The sequence below is a fragment of the Mucilaginibacter sp. OK098 genome (assembly GCF_900142915.1).
Classification (GTDB): domain Bacteria; phylum Bacteroidota; class Bacteroidia; order Sphingobacteriales; family Sphingobacteriaceae; genus Mucilaginibacter.
On the sequence record NZ_FRCM01000002.1, the window covers coordinates 338,227 to 355,387 of the forward strand.

Annotated in this window: 22 protein-coding genes; 12 read left to right on the top strand and 10 right to left on the bottom strand. The window is 39.2% G+C overall.

Features of this window, described 5'->3' with window-relative positions:
• The first annotated feature begins 161 nt into the window (after positions 1 to 161).
• The 4 genes from BUE31_RS08580 to BUE31_RS31595 are packed head-to-tail and all read left to right on the top strand — an operon-like array spanning position 162 to position 1,662.
• Positions 162 to 497 (top strand): type II toxin-antitoxin system RelE/ParE family toxin, encoded by a 336-nt coding sequence (locus tag BUE31_RS08580; protein ID WP_073402421.1) that lies wholly within the window; start codon positions 162 to 164, stop codon positions 495 to 497.
• Complete coding sequence (locus BUE31_RS08585) at positions 484 to 786, top strand: helix-turn-helix domain-containing protein (RefSeq protein WP_073402423.1); 303 nt, start codon at positions 484 to 486, stop codon at positions 784 to 786. Before BUE31_RS08580 ends, BUE31_RS08585 begins: the two co-directional genes overlap by 14 nt.
• Before the next feature lie 2 nt (positions 787 to 788).
• Positions 789 to 1,445, top strand: coding sequence for an NAD(P)-dependent oxidoreductase (locus BUE31_RS08590; RefSeq protein WP_073402425.1), 657 nt, complete (start codon positions 789 to 791; stop codon positions 1,443 to 1,445).
• A gap of 1 nt (position 1,446) precedes the next feature.
• Positions 1,447 to 1,662 carry a GDCCVxC domain-containing (seleno)protein gene (locus BUE31_RS31595; protein ID WP_073402427.1) on the top strand — a complete coding sequence of 72 codons (216 nt, stop codon included), beginning with the start codon at positions 1,447 to 1,449 and terminating at the stop codon, positions 1,660 to 1,662.
• A 10-nt stretch (positions 1,663 to 1,672) separates the two neighbouring features.
• Here BUE31_RS31595 and BUE31_RS08600 read toward each other — a convergent pair whose 3' ends face one another.
• Positions 1,673 to 2,236, bottom strand: coding sequence for an ORF6N domain-containing protein (locus BUE31_RS08600; RefSeq protein ID WP_234997778.1), 564 nt, complete (start codon positions 2,234 to 2,236; stop codon positions 1,673 to 1,675).
• A 518-nt stretch (positions 2,237 to 2,754) separates the two neighbouring features.
• Between BUE31_RS08600 and BUE31_RS08605 the strand changes: the two genes are divergently transcribed.
• Genes BUE31_RS08605 through BUE31_RS08625 form a run of 5 tightly spaced genes read left to right on the top strand, consistent with a single transcriptional unit; the run spans position 2,755 to position 5,211 of the window.
• On the top strand, positions 2,755 to 3,084 hold the full coding sequence (locus BUE31_RS08605) for an ArsR/SmtB family transcription factor (RefSeq protein WP_073402429.1): 330 nt from the start codon (positions 2,755 to 2,757) through the stop codon (positions 3,082 to 3,084).
• A 46-nt stretch (positions 3,085 to 3,130) separates the two neighbouring features.
• Positions 3,131 to 3,697, top strand: a complete 567-nt coding sequence (locus tag BUE31_RS08610; protein ID WP_073402431.1) for a DUF6428 family protein — start codon at positions 3,131 to 3,133, stop codon at positions 3,695 to 3,697.
• Positions 3,698 to 3,708: 11 nt separating this feature from the next.
• Positions 3,709 to 4,134 (top strand): arsenic resistance N-acetyltransferase ArsN2, encoded by a 426-nt coding sequence (arsN2, locus tag BUE31_RS08615; protein WP_073402433.1) that lies wholly within the window; start codon positions 3,709 to 3,711, stop codon positions 4,132 to 4,134.
• Between the two features lie 7 nt (positions 4,135 to 4,141).
• Positions 4,142 to 4,795 (top strand): aquaporin, encoded by a 654-nt coding sequence (locus BUE31_RS08620; protein WP_073402435.1) that lies wholly within the window; start codon positions 4,142 to 4,144, stop codon positions 4,793 to 4,795.
• The gene (locus tag BUE31_RS08625) at positions 4,792 to 5,211 is read left to right on the top strand and encodes an arsenate reductase ArsC (RefSeq protein ID WP_073402437.1); all 420 of its coding nucleotides are present in this window, start codon (positions 4,792 to 4,794) and stop codon (positions 5,209 to 5,211) included. Before BUE31_RS08620 ends, BUE31_RS08625 begins: the two co-directional genes overlap by 4 nt.
• Here BUE31_RS08625 and BUE31_RS08630 read toward each other — a convergent pair.
• Together BUE31_RS08630 and BUE31_RS08635 are read right to left on the bottom strand one after the other, a co-directional pair.
• The gene (locus tag BUE31_RS08630) at positions 5,208 to 5,711 is read right to left on the bottom strand and encodes a hypothetical protein (RefSeq protein WP_073402439.1); all 504 of its coding nucleotides are present in this window, start codon (positions 5,709 to 5,711) and stop codon (positions 5,208 to 5,210) included. The genes BUE31_RS08625 and BUE31_RS08630 overlap by 4 nt on opposite strands.
• 91 nt (positions 5,712 to 5,802) lie before the next feature.
• Positions 5,803 to 6,324, bottom strand: coding sequence for a hypothetical protein (locus BUE31_RS08635; RefSeq protein WP_200801893.1), 522 nt, complete (start codon positions 6,322 to 6,324; stop codon positions 5,803 to 5,805).
• 106 nt (positions 6,325 to 6,430) lie between these two features.
• On the opposite strand from BUE31_RS08635, the gene BUE31_RS08640 reads away from it, so the two are divergent.
• On the top strand, positions 6,431 to 7,723 hold the full coding sequence (locus BUE31_RS08640) for a hypothetical protein (protein WP_073402441.1): 1,293 nt from the start codon (positions 6,431 to 6,433) through the stop codon (positions 7,721 to 7,723).
• A gap of 125 nt (positions 7,724 to 7,848) precedes the next feature.
• Complete coding sequence (locus tag BUE31_RS08645; protein WP_073402443.1) at positions 7,849 to 9,192, top strand: hypothetical protein; 1,344 nt, start codon at positions 7,849 to 7,851, stop codon at positions 9,190 to 9,192.
• A 151-nt stretch (positions 9,193 to 9,343) separates the two neighbouring features.
• Here BUE31_RS08645 and phoU read toward each other — a convergent pair whose 3' ends face one another.
• The 6 genes from phoU to BUE31_RS08675 form a co-directional block, all read right to left on the bottom strand.
• A complete protein-coding gene (phoU, locus tag BUE31_RS08650; RefSeq protein ID WP_073402445.1) occupies positions 9,344 to 10,036 on the bottom strand; it encodes a phosphate signaling complex protein PhoU in 693 nt (230 codons plus the stop codon).
• 88 nt (positions 10,037 to 10,124) lie between these two features.
• Positions 10,125 to 10,883, bottom strand: coding sequence for a phosphate ABC transporter ATP-binding protein PstB (gene pstB, locus BUE31_RS08655; protein ID WP_073402446.1), 759 nt, complete (start codon positions 10,881 to 10,883; stop codon positions 10,125 to 10,127).
• Positions 10,865 to 11,710, bottom strand: a complete 846-nt coding sequence (gene pstA, locus BUE31_RS08660; RefSeq protein ID WP_073402448.1) for a phosphate ABC transporter permease PstA — start codon at positions 11,708 to 11,710, stop codon at positions 10,865 to 10,867. The genes pstB and pstA overlap by 19 nt, the downstream gene beginning before the upstream one ends.
• 4 nt (positions 11,711 to 11,714) lie before the next feature.
• Positions 11,715 to 12,629: a phosphate ABC transporter permease subunit PstC gene (gene pstC / locus BUE31_RS08665; RefSeq protein WP_200801894.1), complete on the bottom strand. Its 915-nt coding sequence runs from the start codon at positions 12,627 to 12,629 to the stop codon at positions 11,715 to 11,717.
• Between the two features lie 120 nt (positions 12,630 to 12,749).
• Positions 12,750 to 13,799, bottom strand: a complete 1,050-nt coding sequence (gene pstS / locus BUE31_RS08670) for a phosphate ABC transporter substrate-binding protein PstS (protein WP_073402452.1) — start codon at positions 13,797 to 13,799, stop codon at positions 12,750 to 12,752.
• 111 nt (positions 13,800 to 13,910) lie between these two features.
• Positions 13,911 to 15,314, bottom strand: a complete 1,404-nt coding sequence (locus BUE31_RS08675; protein WP_083619527.1) for a hypothetical protein — start codon at positions 15,312 to 15,314, stop codon at positions 13,911 to 13,913.
• Between the two features lie 307 nt (positions 15,315 to 15,621).
• Here BUE31_RS08675 and BUE31_RS08680 point away from each other — a divergent pair, with 307 nt between their 5' ends.
• Positions 15,622 to 16,260 carry a DUF47 domain-containing protein gene (locus tag BUE31_RS08680; protein ID WP_083619532.1) on the top strand — a complete coding sequence of 213 codons (639 nt, stop codon included), beginning with the start codon at positions 15,622 to 15,624 and terminating at the stop codon, positions 16,258 to 16,260.
• A 167-nt stretch (positions 16,261 to 16,427) separates the two neighbouring features.
• On the opposite strand, the gene BUE31_RS08685 is transcribed toward BUE31_RS08680, so the two are convergent.
• Entirely contained in the window at positions 16,428 to 17,153 is a 726-nt protein-coding gene (locus BUE31_RS08685) for a carbonic anhydrase (RefSeq protein WP_083619535.1), read from the bottom strand.
• Between the last annotated feature and the right edge of the window lie 8 nt (positions 17,154 to 17,161).

Sequence of the window (17,161 nt, forward strand, 5' to 3'; positions counted from 1 at the left end):
AGCTAAAAGGTTATTGAATATTAAATACTGATAAAACCAATCCTGCGGGGTTGGTTTTTTTTGTTTGGTGATATGCTCTTGTAAATTGCGTACTTGCAGAAAAGAATTATAAACAGCAAAGTTGCCCAATAAGGCTACTTTGTTTATATTTGTACCGTTTTATGAAATTTAGAACAATAACTATTTACAAACATTATTTTCCGGAGTTTTTCTCTAAACAGCGCCAAAAAGTAAAAGATAAAATTATCTGGACTTTTAAGTTGATAGAAGAAATTCAGCATGTGCCCGAAAGTTATTTAAAGCATATGGAAGGTACTGATGGATTATTTGAGATCCGTGTTCAATCAGGAAGTGATATTTTTAGAATAGTCTGCTTTTTTGATGAAGGCAAATTAATTGTGATAGCTAATTGTTTTCAAAAGAAAACACAGAAAACACCAATAAAAGAAATTGAAAAGGCACTAAAGATAAAGGAGGCATATTATGAAGAAAAATGATAATCTTATCACTCTTGATGACTTTATTGATAAAGAATATGGCAACAAGGGTACTGCGAAACGCGATAAATTTGAACAAGCTTACCAGGAATTTAAATTAGGAGCATTGATCCATGATGCAAGACTTGCACAAGGCTTGACACAAACTCAATTGGCGGATAAATGTGGCACTACAAAAGCGTATATATCAAAGGTAGAGAATGATGTTAAAGATGTTCGTGTATCTACACTAAGGAAAATTATTGAGGAGGGATTAGGTGGGCAGTTGCAGCTATCTATTAAAATTTAACCATGCGAATTCTCATTTTAGGAGCAACAGGCAGAACAGGTCGTCTTTTAATTGAAGAAGCCAATAAGCATGGCTATGCTGTAAATGTTTTGCTGCGCGATAAAAGCAAGCTAAATTTTAATTCAAATTCAATTACAATATTTGAGGGCAATCCAACTAACCTTAACACATTATTACCCGCCATGCAGGGTTGTGAAGCAATACTAAGCACCTTAAACATTTCCCGCACATCTGATTTTCCGTGGGCGCCATTACGAACCCCAAAAAACTTTTTATCAGCCGGGATGAAAAACATCATTAAAGCAGCTGATCAATTGCAAATAAAACGGCTAATTATAACCACCGCATGGGGTGTGGGCGAAACAAAAAAAGAGATCCCTTTTTGGTTTAGGTTACTTATAGATAAAAGTAATATCGGTTACCCGTATCGCGACCATGAATTACAGGAAGACCTTTTAAGTAAATCATCCCTAAACTGGACCACAATACGCCCGGTTGGCCTAACAAACACATTAAACAATAAAAAAGTGCTGGTAAGCTTTAACAATTCGCCCAAACCCCGTTTAATCATCAGCAGGCAAAATGTAGCCCGGTTTATGTTGGATGTATTAAAAAATGATTTGTATATTAGGCAAAGCCCAACGGTTTCTGAAAAATGATATGACAAAAGAAATTCAGTTACAATCCACCATCACATGTCCCATTTGCGGCTATCAGAAAACCGAAACAATGCCTGTTGATACCTGCCAGTATTTTTATGTTTGTGAGGGTTGCCAGGCACATTTAAAACCCTTGGCTGGTGATTGCTGTGTTTTTTGCAGTTATGGTACGGTTAAATGTCCGCCAATACAGGCTGGCAATTCATGCTGCAGTTAGTTTATAAAAATTATAGATCATTATCAGGTTTGTAACCAATCCGCTTTCTGGGCGGTGCAGGTTTTTCTTTTTTCTCAAGCAATTCATCCAGGTAATGAAAAACCAGCTCAATACTTTTATCGTGATTATTTATTTTCTTTTTGATGTGTTCTATTTCTAAGCGGAGTTCGGTGTTATCAGTAAGTGCTTGCCGAATATTTGTAAACGCTCTTACAATTTGAATATTTACTGAAATAGCCTGGTCACTATTTAAAATACTGGCCAGCATAACTGCTCCATGCTCTGTAAATGCGTACGGAAGTACAGTTGAATATTTTAAACTATCCAAATGTCCAAATAATTGAATAAGCTGATTTTTTTCTGCAGTTGTTACCTGGAACATAAAATCATCAGGAAATCGTTTACTTTTTCGTTTTACCTGTTCGTTTAAGCGTTTAGTAGTTACTCCATAAAGCTCTGCCAAATCACGATCGATCATTACTTTTTTATTCCTTAAAACCATTATTTTGTTAATAATAACTTCGTCAGGAATCCGAACTAATACTGGTTTAGTTTCTATATCTTTTTTTGCCACTCAGCGTATAATATTTTAGAGGCGGTCGCAAATTGCGGCCGCCTCCTGTTTATAATTCTATTAAATAGCTTTAAAGTCTCCAATCGCGATCTTAAAAAACTAAAGCGGTCGCAATTTGCGACCACCTAAAAATATAAAATAATAATTAAAAAATCAGCTACAATCTATTATCTCCGCTGGTACAAGTCGGGGACTCACGTGGCAGCTACGTTATTAACTCCTTATTTTTGAAGGAGCTACAAAATGATTTACTCATCGGTTTTATTTTGATATCCAATTATATATCCACCCTTGTTCTTTAATAAAGATGATATACTACCGTGCTCTTTAACGTACTTTTGGCAGGTATCACAAATTGTGATACCTAACTTCAGTTCATTCCTTTAAGCTTATAATATTAAAAAACAAACTTTAATTAATACTATAGACTTAAAAATATCGATCATAAATTTCAGCAATTATTTATTGCTGAACTCTTGCAAATCTCAACTATTCATCGTAATATTGCGATATAATATATGGGCTTAACTAAAACAGAAATATTTACCGATGAGCAAAACAGGCTGGCTATTATGCTTAAAGCATTGGCACACCCGGCCCGCATTGCCATTTTACAGCAGATAATGGCCGCAAACGCCTGCATCTGCGGCGATCTGTCTATCGAGCTCGGGCTTGCCCAGGCTACTATATCCCAGCATTTAAAAGAGCTAAAATCTGCAGGTTTGATCCAGGGCACTATTGAAGGCGTAAGCGTATGCTATTGTATTGAGCCGAAAGCCTGGGCGTTGCTAAAAGAACAGCTGAACAACTTTTTAAATTTAGCGGAATTAAAGCCTAGCTGCTGTTAAAAAAATTTGAATTAATCCATCGTAATATTGCAATAAATATAAGGCCATGAACAATACAACATCACTAAACTGGAGCACTTTTAAAGAAGCGCTGGTACAAAACCCCAACTTATACCTGCAATTTCAATATGCGGAAAATAAGTGGGTAGATGCGTCCTATCATATCACCGAAATTAAACAAGCCCCTATCACCTCGGTTGATTGCGGCGGCGTAATGAATAACTGGACGGAGATAATTGTTCAGCTCTGGGAGCCTGCAAGTGGGCAACAGGAACGGGCCATGAAAGTTGATAAGGCATTATCAATTATTAAAGTGGTTGAAAAGATGCTGCCATTAGATGCAAATGCCACCGTGAAAATTGAGTTTGGCAACTCAGAGTTTGATACCCGGCAAATGTACCCCAATGAAATTACCGTTAGCGGAGATAATCTGCTGGTTGATCTGCGCCCTGATACCGTACAATGCAAAGCAATCAGTCGTGGCGGCAGCTGCGGAACAACAGCAACCGGCGAAGAATGCTGTGCCCCTGCCGTTGAAAAACCAAAAGTTCAATTAAAAAACCTGGCTGTAACCGCAGAAAGTTGCTGCACCCCCGGTGGTGGCTGCTGCTAATTATATACACAATGAAAATAGAACAAGCTGATAAATACAGGGAAAGCATTATTGCTTTACTAACCGCAGAAAAACTGCCGGTTGCCGATCTGCCTGATCAACTGGAAAACTTTGCCGTAAGCAAAAAGGGCGATGAGGTTGCAGGCGTAATAGGCTTAGAAATTTATGGCGATTATGCATTATTACGCTCACTTGCTGTTAATATCAATTTCCGCAACCAGGGTATAGCTAATAAGCTGCTGCTGCATATTGAACAACTTGCCGCTGCAAAAAAACTTAAAGCAATTTATCTGCTTACAGAAACTGCACCCGGCTATTTTACCCGTAAAGGTTATCAAACAATTACCAGGGCAGATGTACCGGCCCAAGTGCAGCAGTCGTCCGAGTTTAGCCATGTTTGCCCGCAATCTGCTATTGTGATGCTAAAATTTCTTTAAAATTATCATGAAGGCTTACGTGGCAGAATTGATCGGAACATTCGCTCTTGTTTTTTGTGGAACGGGCGCCATCATTATTGATCAGCAATTTGGCGGAGCGGTCACCCATGCAGGAGTCGCCATAACTTTTGGGCTTATAGTAACGAGTATGATTTATAGCTTAGGCCCTATATCCGGGGCACATTTAAACCCAGCCGTAAGCATAGCGTTCACTATTGCCAGGCGTTTTCCTGCAAAATTGCTTCCCGGCTATATTATTAGTCAGTTAACAGGCGCATTATTAGCGAGCTTTGTATTAAAATTTCTTTTTCCCTTAAACGAACTACTGGGTGCCACAATACCAATGGGAACAGAGATGCAATCCTTTATTCTTGAACTGATACTAAGCTTTTTTTTAATGTTGGTGATTATAAACGTATCAGTAGGAAGTAAAGAGCAGGGCATGTTTGCCGGTACTGCAATTGGTGCAGTTGTAGGTCTTGAAGCAATGTTTGCAGGTCCGGTTTGTGGAGCCTCTATGAACCCAGCCCGTTCAATTGCACCAGCAATAGTTTCAGGACATTTGGAGCATCTTTGGGTCTATATCATCGCACCAATTACGGGGGCTTTACTGGCGGTGCCGGTTTGCAACTATCTAACTATAAAAATTAAAACTACATGAAAAACATCCTGGTGCTTTGCACAGGCAACAGCTGCCGCAGCCAGATAGCAGAAGGTTATTTAAGGCATTTTGCAGGCGATACGGCAACCATTTACAGCGCAGGCATTGAAACGCATGGCGTAAACCCAAAAGCTATACTGGTAATGGCCGAAGATGGGATAAACATCAGCCAGCATACCTCAAACAATGTTGATGAATACATTAACATTCCCTTTGATTATGTAATAACCGTTTGTGATAATGCGAACGAGGCCTGCCCGTTCTTCCCCGGTAATGTTGAGCGTTTTCACCAAAACTTTCCAGATCCGGCAAAAGCTACCGGCAATATTGAACAGGTAATGGATGAGTTTACAAAAGTACGGGACTTGATAAAGGTATATTCAGAAAACTTTATCGCTGCACATATAAAGCCCTAATCCTTTTTTATAAAATAGGCTGTTTCGCTATGGCTAAAAGGCGCTGGCGAATAGTAATAGGTACGCAAAACCAAATGAGTAGCATCTAACTGAACTATACTTTCCATTCCGTTGCCGCCACTCCCATTTGTAGGGTGCCGAAGCACTGGCATTAATGTTAAAGTTGAATCAGAAACTTCATAGGTGTAGTTTATTAACGAAACATCGATAGTCCCCTCGCTAACTGCGTGGCCTTTGCCTGTTATTGTATAGATCCCGCTTTGCGAAACAGCAGCAGTTTTATCCGTATTAAACTTAATATAATCTGATGTGGTGAATGAATTGCCCGGAAACGTTGTATCACGATCAACTGCCGTACCGTTCGACTCATGAATGTTTAGCTTAGTTTCCTGCCACTTGCCAACAATTTTTGCGCTTTGCGAATTGTTATTATCCTTTTTACACGCATCTAAAAATGCAATAAAGCTGCCTATTAGTATGATGGGAAGTAACTTTTTCATTTTATTTGATTTAGAACCGGTATGTGTTAATTAACAATACGGGTATGCTAAACGTTTCGCTACAACCTGTTTCAACTATTTAAAATCCATTTTACTTAACCTTAAAATCCTGGTTATTAAATGGCGGGGTATCCGGCGCCTTGATCACATTAAATTCATGATTGGTGTTTTTATGGCAACTGTTACAGCTATTAGTTAAAAACAAAAAACTTGTTTCAAAACTATGCAGGCTTTTTGCTTTAATGGCATTGTTTACACTATCCAACGCGGGATATAATATGGAGAGTGATTTTACTTCAGGCCTGTCAGTACAATATTTTTTAATATCATCAACCGCTTCCTTTATCTCACCCATTTCAAAATCGGCCAGTTTCCAGTTTTGGTTTTTCCCGGCAAAATAAAGCTTGGCATGATGCACCTGGATGCCCGACATAAATTCGCCTAAACCCGGCTTATATGCTTGTGCTATTTGCAGGTTCATGCTATTAACTTTTGCCTGTAGTGCGGCTGTATTTGAATTCGCACTTGTGCACGCGGCAAAGGTTATTACCAACATAACAATAAGCAGATACCTGACATTTTTTTTGAAAATAGTTAGCGGGGTATTTTTCATAACTCATAATGTTAATTAAACTTAAATATACACAGTACAGATTACAGTGTTAGGCATTTTTATTATTTTAGACGTTGATAATCACAACTTAACAACCTAAAACTGCATGACAACCATAACAGCCGAACCCGCATACTGGTCAACCGCTCAGAAAATCGCCTTCCGCTTTTTCATGATATTTTTTATTTTGTATATTTTCTTTAACCCAAATGCTTTAGAGCCATATACGTTAGGGTCATTCAATCTTTACATCCAGCCTTTTCATAAGCTTATCCCCTGGCTTGGCAAGCATGTGCTGCACCTTGCAAAGCCTATCACCGCTTTTACAGGCGGCAGCGGCGATACTACTTACGATTATGTAATTCTTTTGTTTCTTACAACACTCTCAGCTTTCGGCGCAATCATATGGTCAATAACCGACAGAAAGACCCGAAACTATAACAAGCTGCTTTACTGGCTTACCGTAATTGTGCGTTACTATGTTGCCATTACCATGGTTAGTTACGGCAGCGCTAAAATAATTAAGCTGCAGTTTCCTTCACCATCACTTGGCAGGTTGATAGAGCCTGTAGGTAATATGTCGCCAATGGGTTTGGCGTGGACCTACATGGGTTACTCTGTTGGGTTTAACTATTTTACCGGCTTTGCCGAGCTGATTACCGGCCTGTTGCTCTTTTTCCGTAAAACCACTACACTGGGTGCTATTGTGGGGCTGGTAGTTGCTGGCAATATAATGGCTATTAATTATTGTTTTGATGTACCTGTAAAATTACTTTCAACGGCTTTGGTTTTTATGTGCCTTTTCTTAATGATAAGGGATACAACCCGATTGATCAATTTCTTTTTCAGGAACCGGGAGACGCTGCCATCAAACCTGTCGCCACACCGTTTTAAAGCTAAATGGAAAAATATTACACTTACTGTTGTCAAATATTTACTGATAGCCTTTGCCTTACTATCTAATTTTGATAACGCCATATCTATAGCAAAGCAATACGGCGATAACGCAAAAAAACCACCGCTTTACGGAATTTATAATGTAGAAAGCTTTATAAAAAACAAGGATACTTTGCCACCGATAACAACCGATACCCTGCGCTGGAGTAAATTAATGATAAGCTATGCAGACAACGCTCAAATTAAGTTTATGAATGATAGTATGAAATATTATAGTTTTAAACCTGATACTATAAAACATACTATTACCGCAAGCACTTATGCAGATACATTACATAAATTCAATTTAACCTATACTTTGCAAAAACCGGATCTAATGATACTAAAGGGTGCATGGAAAAAAGATTCCGTATCCATCCGCTTGCGCAAAATGGATCCTAAAAACTTCCCGCTTTTAAAGCGTGGGTTTCATTGGGTTAACGAGTTTCCTTTTAATAAGTAATTTCATACAAAACGCTCAAAGCTTTGACAATTTTTAAAAAGTTGTCAAAGCTAATCACCAATAATTGCTAATTCTTTCTTTATTTTAGGAGTTGATAATCACAATTTAACATCTTCTAAAACCGCATGACAACACTAACAGCCGAACCAGTCTACTGGTCAACCGCTCAGAAAATTGCTTTCCGCTTTTTCATGATATTTTTTCTGTTGTATATGTTTTTTAATCCCAACGGGGTGTTTCCCTATTCTGATAGTGTACAGGCAATCTATCTCCAGCCTTTTTATAAGCTTGTTCCGTTTATCGGCGCGCACATCCTACACCTTCATAAACCAATCATTATTGCTATAACCGGCAGCGGCGATACTACTTACGATTACATTATCATCCTTTTAATATTTTTAATGTCAATCATAGGTACCATTGTATGGTCAATTACCGGCCGTAGTACTTCAAATTATAACAAGCTATTTTATTGGCTTACCGTTATGGTACGTTATTACGTGGCTATCACAATGATAAGTTATGGCCTCTATAAGGTGATAAAGCTGCAGTTTCCATCACCTTCGTTTAGCAGGCTGTTGGAACCGGTTGGCAATCTTTCACCAATGGGCCTGGCGTGGACCTATATGGGATATTCAAAAGCCTTCAATTATTTTACCGGCTTTGCCGAGGTACTTACCGGGTTATTATTATTTTCCCGGAAAACCAGCACACTTGGCGCCATTGTAGGCTTCGTTGTTGCAGCTAATATAATGGCCATTAATTATTGTTTTGATGTGCCTGTAAAGTTGCTTGCAACCACGCTTGTTATTATGTGCTTCTTTTTAATGCTGAGGGATGCAGGCCGGCTGATAAACTTTTTCTTTAAAAACAAGGAGGCGCTTCCATCAAACCTTACACCTCACCGCTTTAAAGTAAAATGGAAAAACACCACACTTGTTGTTATAAAATATGTGCTGATTATCTATACGCTTTGCTTTGGCTTAGTTGACGCCTTTGCCAGGGAAAAACAGAATGGCGCCAAAGCGAAAAAGCCGCCGCTGTACGGTATCTACAATGTAGAAGCTTTTATAAAAAACAGGGATACATTAAAACCTTTATTAACTGATACCATCCGCTGGCGAAGGTTTATGATAAGTCGCGGTGGCAGCGCGCAAATTCAGATGATGAATGATAGCATAAGGCGTTACAACTTCAAGACCGATATAAAAAAACGCAGCGTGATAGCCTATACCGATGCAGATACAACACACAAGTTCAACTTGATATATAATTTAACAAAGCCCGGGCTTGCAGACCTAAAAAACTTCAAAGGCATTAACAAGAATGATACAACGGAATACCTTGTATTAAAAGGGGTTTGGAAAAAAGATACCATTGAAGTTTGGATGAGAAGGCTGGATCCTAACGGATTCCCGCTGTTACAACGGGGTTTTCATTGGGTTAATGAATCTGCATACAACAAATAATCGTCCATTTTGTCATCGCGGACTATTATCAACAACAAAGGCGGATATCACTACCCGCCTTGTCCTCATTTATTAATCAATCAACCTAATTAATCTCTTTAAAAATCAATATTCAATAACTTGTAAATTCGAAATCGAACATCCGACATCCTTACTCATCATCTTCGCCTTCAATCATCCGGCTGCTGCTTTCAAGGTGCTTTAAGATCTTGGCTTCAACGTAAAAAATAATCTCTTCGGCAATATTCTTCGCCTGGTCGCCTACACGCTCAAGCTTGCGGATAACTGAAAGGATGTAAAGCGCTTCAGGGATACCTTTGGCATCTGCCTTTATAAGTGCGGTAACGTTGGCCGGTGCGCTTTCATTTATAGCATCAAGCACATCATCCCTTTTAAATATACTTCGGGCCAATACGGTATCTTCCTTTTCAAAAGCTGTACGGGTATCAATCAAAATATTAATGGCTTCGTCATACATCCGCAACAGCGAAGTGCTTTCCAATGCGCTAACTTCAAAATTAACAGTCGATTCAACAACGTAAAGTGCAATACCGGCGGCAATATCGCCAATCCGTTCAAGGTTGGTGTTTATTTTAAGGGCCGCAAGTAAAAACCTTAAATCTACCGCAACAGGGCAGTAAAGAGCAAATACATTTTCGCAATCCCTGTCAATCTTAAGCTCAAAGGAGTTTACCCTTTTTTCTTTTATTAAAACTTCGCGGGCCAGGTCCTTGTCAAACTGTACCATGGCTTCTTTAGCCTTGTTCAATTGCGACTGAACCAGGATCCACATGCTAACCAGCTCTTTTTTTACCGCGGTAATTTCATTTTCTAATGGTGTCATATTTGTGATATGTTAATTTATTATTTAGCTGAAAGCCGAAAGCAAAAAGCTCAAAGCAAAAAGCAGCTTTCTGCTTTAAGCTTTCCGCTTAACTAAACCTTCCTGTAATATAATTTTGTGTACGCACATCGCTTGGTGCGGTAAACATTTGCTTGGTGTCATCAAACTCAACCAGTTCGCCCAGGTAAAAGAACGCTGTTTTATCGCTTACACGCGCAGCCTGCTGCATATTGTGTGTTACTATAATAAGCGTATACTTTTCCTTAAGCTCATGAAACAGCTGTTCAACGCTTGAAGTTGAGATAGGATCGAGCGCTGATGTTGGCTCATCAAACAAAATCACCTCAGGCTCCATAGCAATGGCGCGTGCTATACACAAACGCTGCTGTTGCCCGCCCGACAGGAAAGTACCTTTCTTGTGTAACGAATCCTTAACCTCTTTCCATAAAGCGGCAGATGTTAATGATTTTTCAACAATGTTATCCATGTCGGCCTTGGCCATTTTTAGTCCGTTAAGCTTATAACCGGCAACCACGTTGTCATATATGCTAAGGTTTGGAAAAGGATTTGGCCTTTGAAAAACCATCCCTATTTTATACCTCACATATATGGGGTTCATGGTATAAACCTCATCGTCATATAATTTTAACGATCCTTTTGCCGTTGCACCGGGTATCAATTCGTGCATGCGGTTTATGCAGCGCAAAAAGGTGGTTTTACCGCAGCCGGATGGGCCCATAACTGCGATAACCTGGTTTTTTTCGATCCCGATGCTCACATCTTTTACAACATGATTATCGCCAAACCAGGCATTAAATTTTGATGCGCTTACAACTGTATGTTCCATTTTCTTGTTATCAGTTTTGTAATTATGTTTAAAGTTAAAACAAACATTAATAATATGAATGATGCCCCCCAGGCAAGGTTGTGCCATTCGTCATACGGACTGGTGGCATAAGTGAATATCAGGTGGGGCAAACTCTCCATTGGTTTGGTAATTGACGATGATAAATAAGGGTTACCAAAGGCAGTGAACAATAATGGCGCTGTTTCGCCAATAATACGTGCTATTGACAGCATTATGCCTGATAAGATGCCCGCAAACCCGCAAGGCACAATAACCTTTAAAATTACCCGGTGATAAGGTACTCCTAATGATAATGCAGCTTCTTTTAGCGATGGCGGTAGTAAACGCAATGTTTGTTCGGTTGAGCGGATAACGATAGGCAGCATCATGATAGCAAGTGCTACACTACCTGATATGGCGCTGAAAGTACCCAACGGCTTAACCAGCCAAAAATAAATAACAATACCCACAACAATTGATGGTACCCCCTGCAAAATATCAACACATAAACCACTGTAATAAGCAAGTTTGGTATGCGGGTTTTCGCTCAAATAAATACCGGCAAACATCCCTACAGGTATAGCTAATACCGATGACATCATCACCATTATAAAGCTGCCTAAAAGGGCATTGCTTATACCGCCCCCGCTTTCGCCAACCGGCGCAGGTACATGAGTTAAAAAATGCCAGTTTACCTGTGTAACACCCTGTTTTATTATATAAAGCAATACAATAATAAGAGGAACGGTAATTAAAAAGGCTAAGAAAACAATAACTCCTTTAAATAAAATACTCTTGGTATTTCTAATTCTTATGCGTGCTTCCATATCGTTAATTGTTAGTAAACCTGGTGATTATTCTTTTACCTATAAGGTTAATAACCACGGTGACAAAAAACAGCACTAAACCAAGCTCAATAAGTGCTGAAAGGTAAACTGTATGGTCGGCTTCGGTAAACTCATTGGCAATAACGCTGGCCATGGTATTACTAGGGCCAAATATCAGGTCTTTAAAAGTGTGTGCTAACGTGCTGGTATTACCAATCAGCATGGTTACCGCCATGGTTTCGCCAAGGGCGCGGCCCAGTGATAAAAGTACACCGGCAAACAAACCCGACCTTGTAAATGGCATAATTACACTGCGGATAACCTCAAAACGGGTTGCTCCCAATGCATAAGCGCCTTCTTTTAATGGCGATGGCACCATACGGATCAATGTTATACCCAATGATGCGGCGTAAGGGATTATCATAACCGCCAATATAAGCGATGAAGTAAAAATACCTATCCCGTAAGGCGCTACGCCAATTTTTGCTTCAAACGTGCGGATTATCGGCACTAAAACAAATAAGCCCCAAAAACCATAAATAATAGAAGGCACTGCGGCAATAAGCTCAATGGTGTTTTTTAACAGGTTTGACAACCAGCCTTTAGGATTATACTCGCCCAGGTAAATAGATACAGCGTATGAAAATGGTATTGAAATAATAAGGGCGATGAACGAGGTAAGCAACGTACCAATTAAAAAGGGATATGCGCCGTATATGTTTGATACCGGATCCCATACCTTACCCCACAAAAAGCCTATCCCTAATGATTTAATGGAAGGTATTGATTCTTTTATCAGCGTTATTAAAATGCCAATAACTATCAGCACCAAAATAATACTCATAAAGATCAGGATCCGCCTGAAAATGGTTTCCCATTTCATTTGGCTGTACGAGAGGTCTAATCTTTTATTTTTCACAAAATTGGGGTTTTGTTATTAACACAATTACCAGTCCCATAAATTTTCGGAAACTGGTAATTGCATTATGATTTTATAAAGTTATTAATTCACTAAATCAATAACTCACTAATTCACTAATTATAAAATGGCTTTACCATCATAAGTAGCTGACTTCAATATTTTTTCAGCAACTTTTAAGGCCGATTTTGAAAGCGGCGCATAGTTTAAAGGCGCGCAATTTTTCTGACCATCATGAATGTTAAACCATAATAACTTTAACAGTTGTTTAGCTCTGTCGGCACTACGATCGCTATATTTTTGTTCTTTGTAAATCAAAGCCCAGGTAAAGCTGGTAATAGGGTAACCTTTAGGGTTATCAGTATTTGTTAATGATACTTCGGCATTTGCAGGTAACTCAACATTGCTTGATGCGGTAGTTGATTCAAGAGTTGGGGTAATAAATTTACCGGTCTTGTTTGCAATATCAGCATAAGCCATTTTATTCTGGATAGCATAAGCTAACTCATTGTAGCCAATAGCGCCAGGGGTTTGTTTCACTAAACCTGCAACACCTTCGTTACCTTTACCGCCTAAACCGGCTGGCCAGTTCACAGCAGATGCTTTACCTACTTTAGTAGCCCACTCAGGGTTAACTTTTGTTAAAAAGTCAGTAAAAATGAAAGAGGTACCGCTACCGTCTGAACGGTGGATAACTACTATCGGAGTTTCAGGCAATTTAGTGCCTTTGTTAAGTGCTGCAATTTTAGCATCGTTCCAGGCAGTAATTTTGCCTAAGTAAATATCAGCTAAAACGGTACCGCTTAAATTTAAACCTGTAGTAAGGCCCGGTACATTGTAAGTAACTACAACCGCACCTGATGCCATAGGGATATGCAGAACCGGAGCACCGATTTTTTTAGCCTGATCAGCATTTAAAGGGGCATCTGATCCGCCAAAGTCAACAGTTTTGTTGGTTAGCTGTAAAATACCACCACCTGAACCGATTGACTGGTAATTAACTTTTACGCTGGTTTTAGTAGCATACTCGGCAAATATTTTTGAGAACAATGGGTACACAAATGTACTTCCTGCGCCCAGCAAAGTATTGTCTTGTGCCGATGCTGATAACGATAGTGCACTTGCAGCAATTGCTACCGCGGCTACCTTTAAACTTTTAATTACTTTCATTTTGTTTTGTTTTGTGTGAGTTTTAGTTCGTTCCCTGTTAAGTTCTTGTTACCCGTTTTGTTATGCTGATTGGCCCCTATAGCAAATCAGCATAACAACAGGAGTATTTTATTATTTACCAAAAGTGAAGAAGAAGGTCATTCTGTAAACCAAAGTATGGTTATCAGGTAAATAACCTGCAGTAGTTGGCGCTAACTTATCTTTGTATTGTGTAAACCAAATGTTAGGCATGAAATGTATGTTCTTAGCAGGCGTAAAATCTAAACCTAATGTAACAAACTGCTCTTTGGTAGTTGGATCGTAAGAACCATAGTTAGTATTAACACTATAAGGATCACCACTGTTAAATTGAGTATCAGGGTTGTAAGTATCCCAACGGGCGAAGTAACCCCATTTGCCTTGTACAATTGCACCTCTGATCCATAATGAAAGGCCTTCTGCCTTTGCATCTTCTGCCAGGGCAGTTGTTTTATTTGTAACCCCATTTTTAAATTTCTGGGTGTAAGCTTCGGCGCCTATAGTAAAGTATTTAGCATTGTAGGCAGCAAATACTTTATACATGTTGTGTGATTGTGCACCTACAGCAGCAGTATTAGGAGCAGTTTGTGCGTAATCTGCATAAAAATCTACGTATAATTTTTTGTCAAGGAATTTACCCCATAAAGTACCGTAGAATATTTTATAGAAACCTGTATTAGCATTAGCAGCTGATAATAAGCTTGCAGTGCTGTTATTACCTACCATTGCAACATAACCAAAGTTTTTAGTTTTCGGATCAAAAGTTCCCTGCAAAGCAGCGCCAACATCATATGAGTTGTCTTTATGGAAATCGGTAATTGTTCTTTCAATTGAACGGTAGCTCCAGGTTGCTTCCGCTAATGAAGTTGGTGCGTTTGTACCAGGCTCATTTAATGCGAAAGTAGGGGTGCTCATTTCACCAACTACTAAATCTGTTCCGTTCCAAAGGTCTCTAACCCTGATGTTGAAATTTTTGATATAAAAACTCATCTTGCCATCAACCAGGTTATCACTGTTTTGGATAGATGTTGTACCATTAACGCCAGTATTTGCACTTGGCTCTGATGCCAATAATACTTCAGCCTTAAACTTTTTGGTTATATCATAATCATAACCTAAATAAAGACGACGGAATTGGAAAGCATTTCTGCCTGTAGGTACTCCGGTATAGTTATTTTCCTTGCCCTGGCTAGAGCTTGTTGCAGGAGAATGTGCGTTATAGTAAAAATCACCGAAAGCATATCCCCATAATCTTCTTTGAGGTTTCCATGAAGTATCTTCAGCTGCTTTAACTTCTTTTTTTACTGTAGCTACCGGCTCTTCAGCTTTTGCTTTCTCAACTGTTTTTACTTCAGTTTTTGGGGCGGCTGGCGCCGATATTGCAACCGTAGTAGCTGCGTCAGCATTTAAGCTGGTAGTTTGTGCCTTAGCAGTATAACCTACTATTAAGGATGCTAGTAAGGCTGCACTAAAAAGTTTCGTAAACATTGTTTTCATAATCAATTAAGGATTAAATAAATTTTGCCTCAAAAGTGGGGCAGCAGCATTATCTTAATGTTAAGCAATCATTAATCTTTGATGATATTATTTAAATGTTAACTTAACCTTTATAGCGTGTAAAAAATACATAAAAAGGCAATTTCTTCGATCTTTTAAAATTATAAACAATTGATTATAAATAATTTACACGGATATTTCTTTTTACGAAAATTGATAACATAGATTTAACATTGAACGTATTCTGTTTAATATGGGTTTAACATAGCAGCGCTATTTTTGGGCATTACCAATAATACAGCTGTTTATGAGGGTTTTATTTCAGGATTTTTTGTCAAATAGGGGGTTATTCTTTGATCAGCTCGATCTTGCGGCCAAAAACGCAGCTGATATGGCAACTTTGCTGGTTGGTGTTATAAATACCGAACAAGTTGACGAGCGCGACCTTTTATATAAACAGGTTGCTAAAATGGAGCATTGGGGCGATAACGTAACCCATAAAATAAACCTGGCGCTTAACCGGATAGTTTTCACCCCCTTAAACCGGAACGACATACACGCATTAGCTGCCGCGCTTGATGATGTTGCCGATATGATAAAGGAAACCAGCAACCGGATTGACCTTTATAATATAACCGATTTTAATACAGCTATTAAAGAACTTACCGTTTTAATACAAAAAGCAAGTGCTGAGATTCAAAAGGCGGTTAGCCTGCTAAAGCTGCATCAATCAACCAATACCATATTAATAGCATGTCGCCAGGTAAAAGAATATGAGCGCCAGGCCGACAGGATCTATTACAATGCCGTGGCCAATCTTTTTTTGAATGATAAAGACGCCATAAACCTCATTAAATACCGCGAAATACTGCACTCGTTAGAAACTACAGTAAATAAATGCAAAAGCACCGCCGATGTGCTGGAGGTTATTCTGATAAACAGGTGAGGAAGAGGTGAAAGCCGAAAGACCAAAGCCAAAAGCGAAAAAGATGTTTCGAAATTAGCTTTTAGCTTTCTGCCTTAAGCTTTTGGCTCCCCATACACCAAAAAAGAAAGGAGATGAAATCACTTCCATCCCCTCCCTCTTTCAAACAAATTAAACACACTATCAACTTAGTGCGCAGCCAGCGCTTCAACACCATCCAGCTCATACACATAACCTAAATTATGCGGACTGCTGCTGCTCACCTTAATATCTTTAACAAGGCCGCTACCCAAATCTATAACCCAGCCGTGTACCTCAAGGTCGGCACGGTTCATCCAGGCATTTTGTATAATGGATGTTTTACAAAGGTTATACACCTGTTCAGATACGTTTAGCTCTACCAGCCGGTTAAGCTTTTGAGTTTCATCGGTAATGCGGTCGAGTTCGTGGCTGTGCAGGCGGTAAACATCTTTAATATGCCTTAGCCAGTTGTCAATTAATCCAAACTGTTTGTTGCTTAGCGCAGCAGCTACACCACCGCAGCCATAATGCCCGGCCACTATAACATGCTTTACTTTAAGTACGTTAACGGCATAATCCAATACGCTCAGCATGTTCATGTCTGAGTGTACACATACGTTGGCAATATTACGGTGTACAAAAATTTCGCCGGGCTTGGTACCTGTCACATCATTGGCAGGCACGCGGCTGTCTGAACAGCCTATCCAAAGTACTTGCGGATTTTGGCCTTTTGCCAGTTTATTAAAATATTCGGGGTCGTCTTTTAAACGGTCCTTAACCCAATCACTGTTGCCTTTTAAAAGGGCTTTATAGGTGTCGGATTGTGCAAGTTTTACACTGCTTAAATCTATTTGTGGCTTGGTGCCATTCTTTTTATCTTCTGTAAGTATCATGTTGTTTC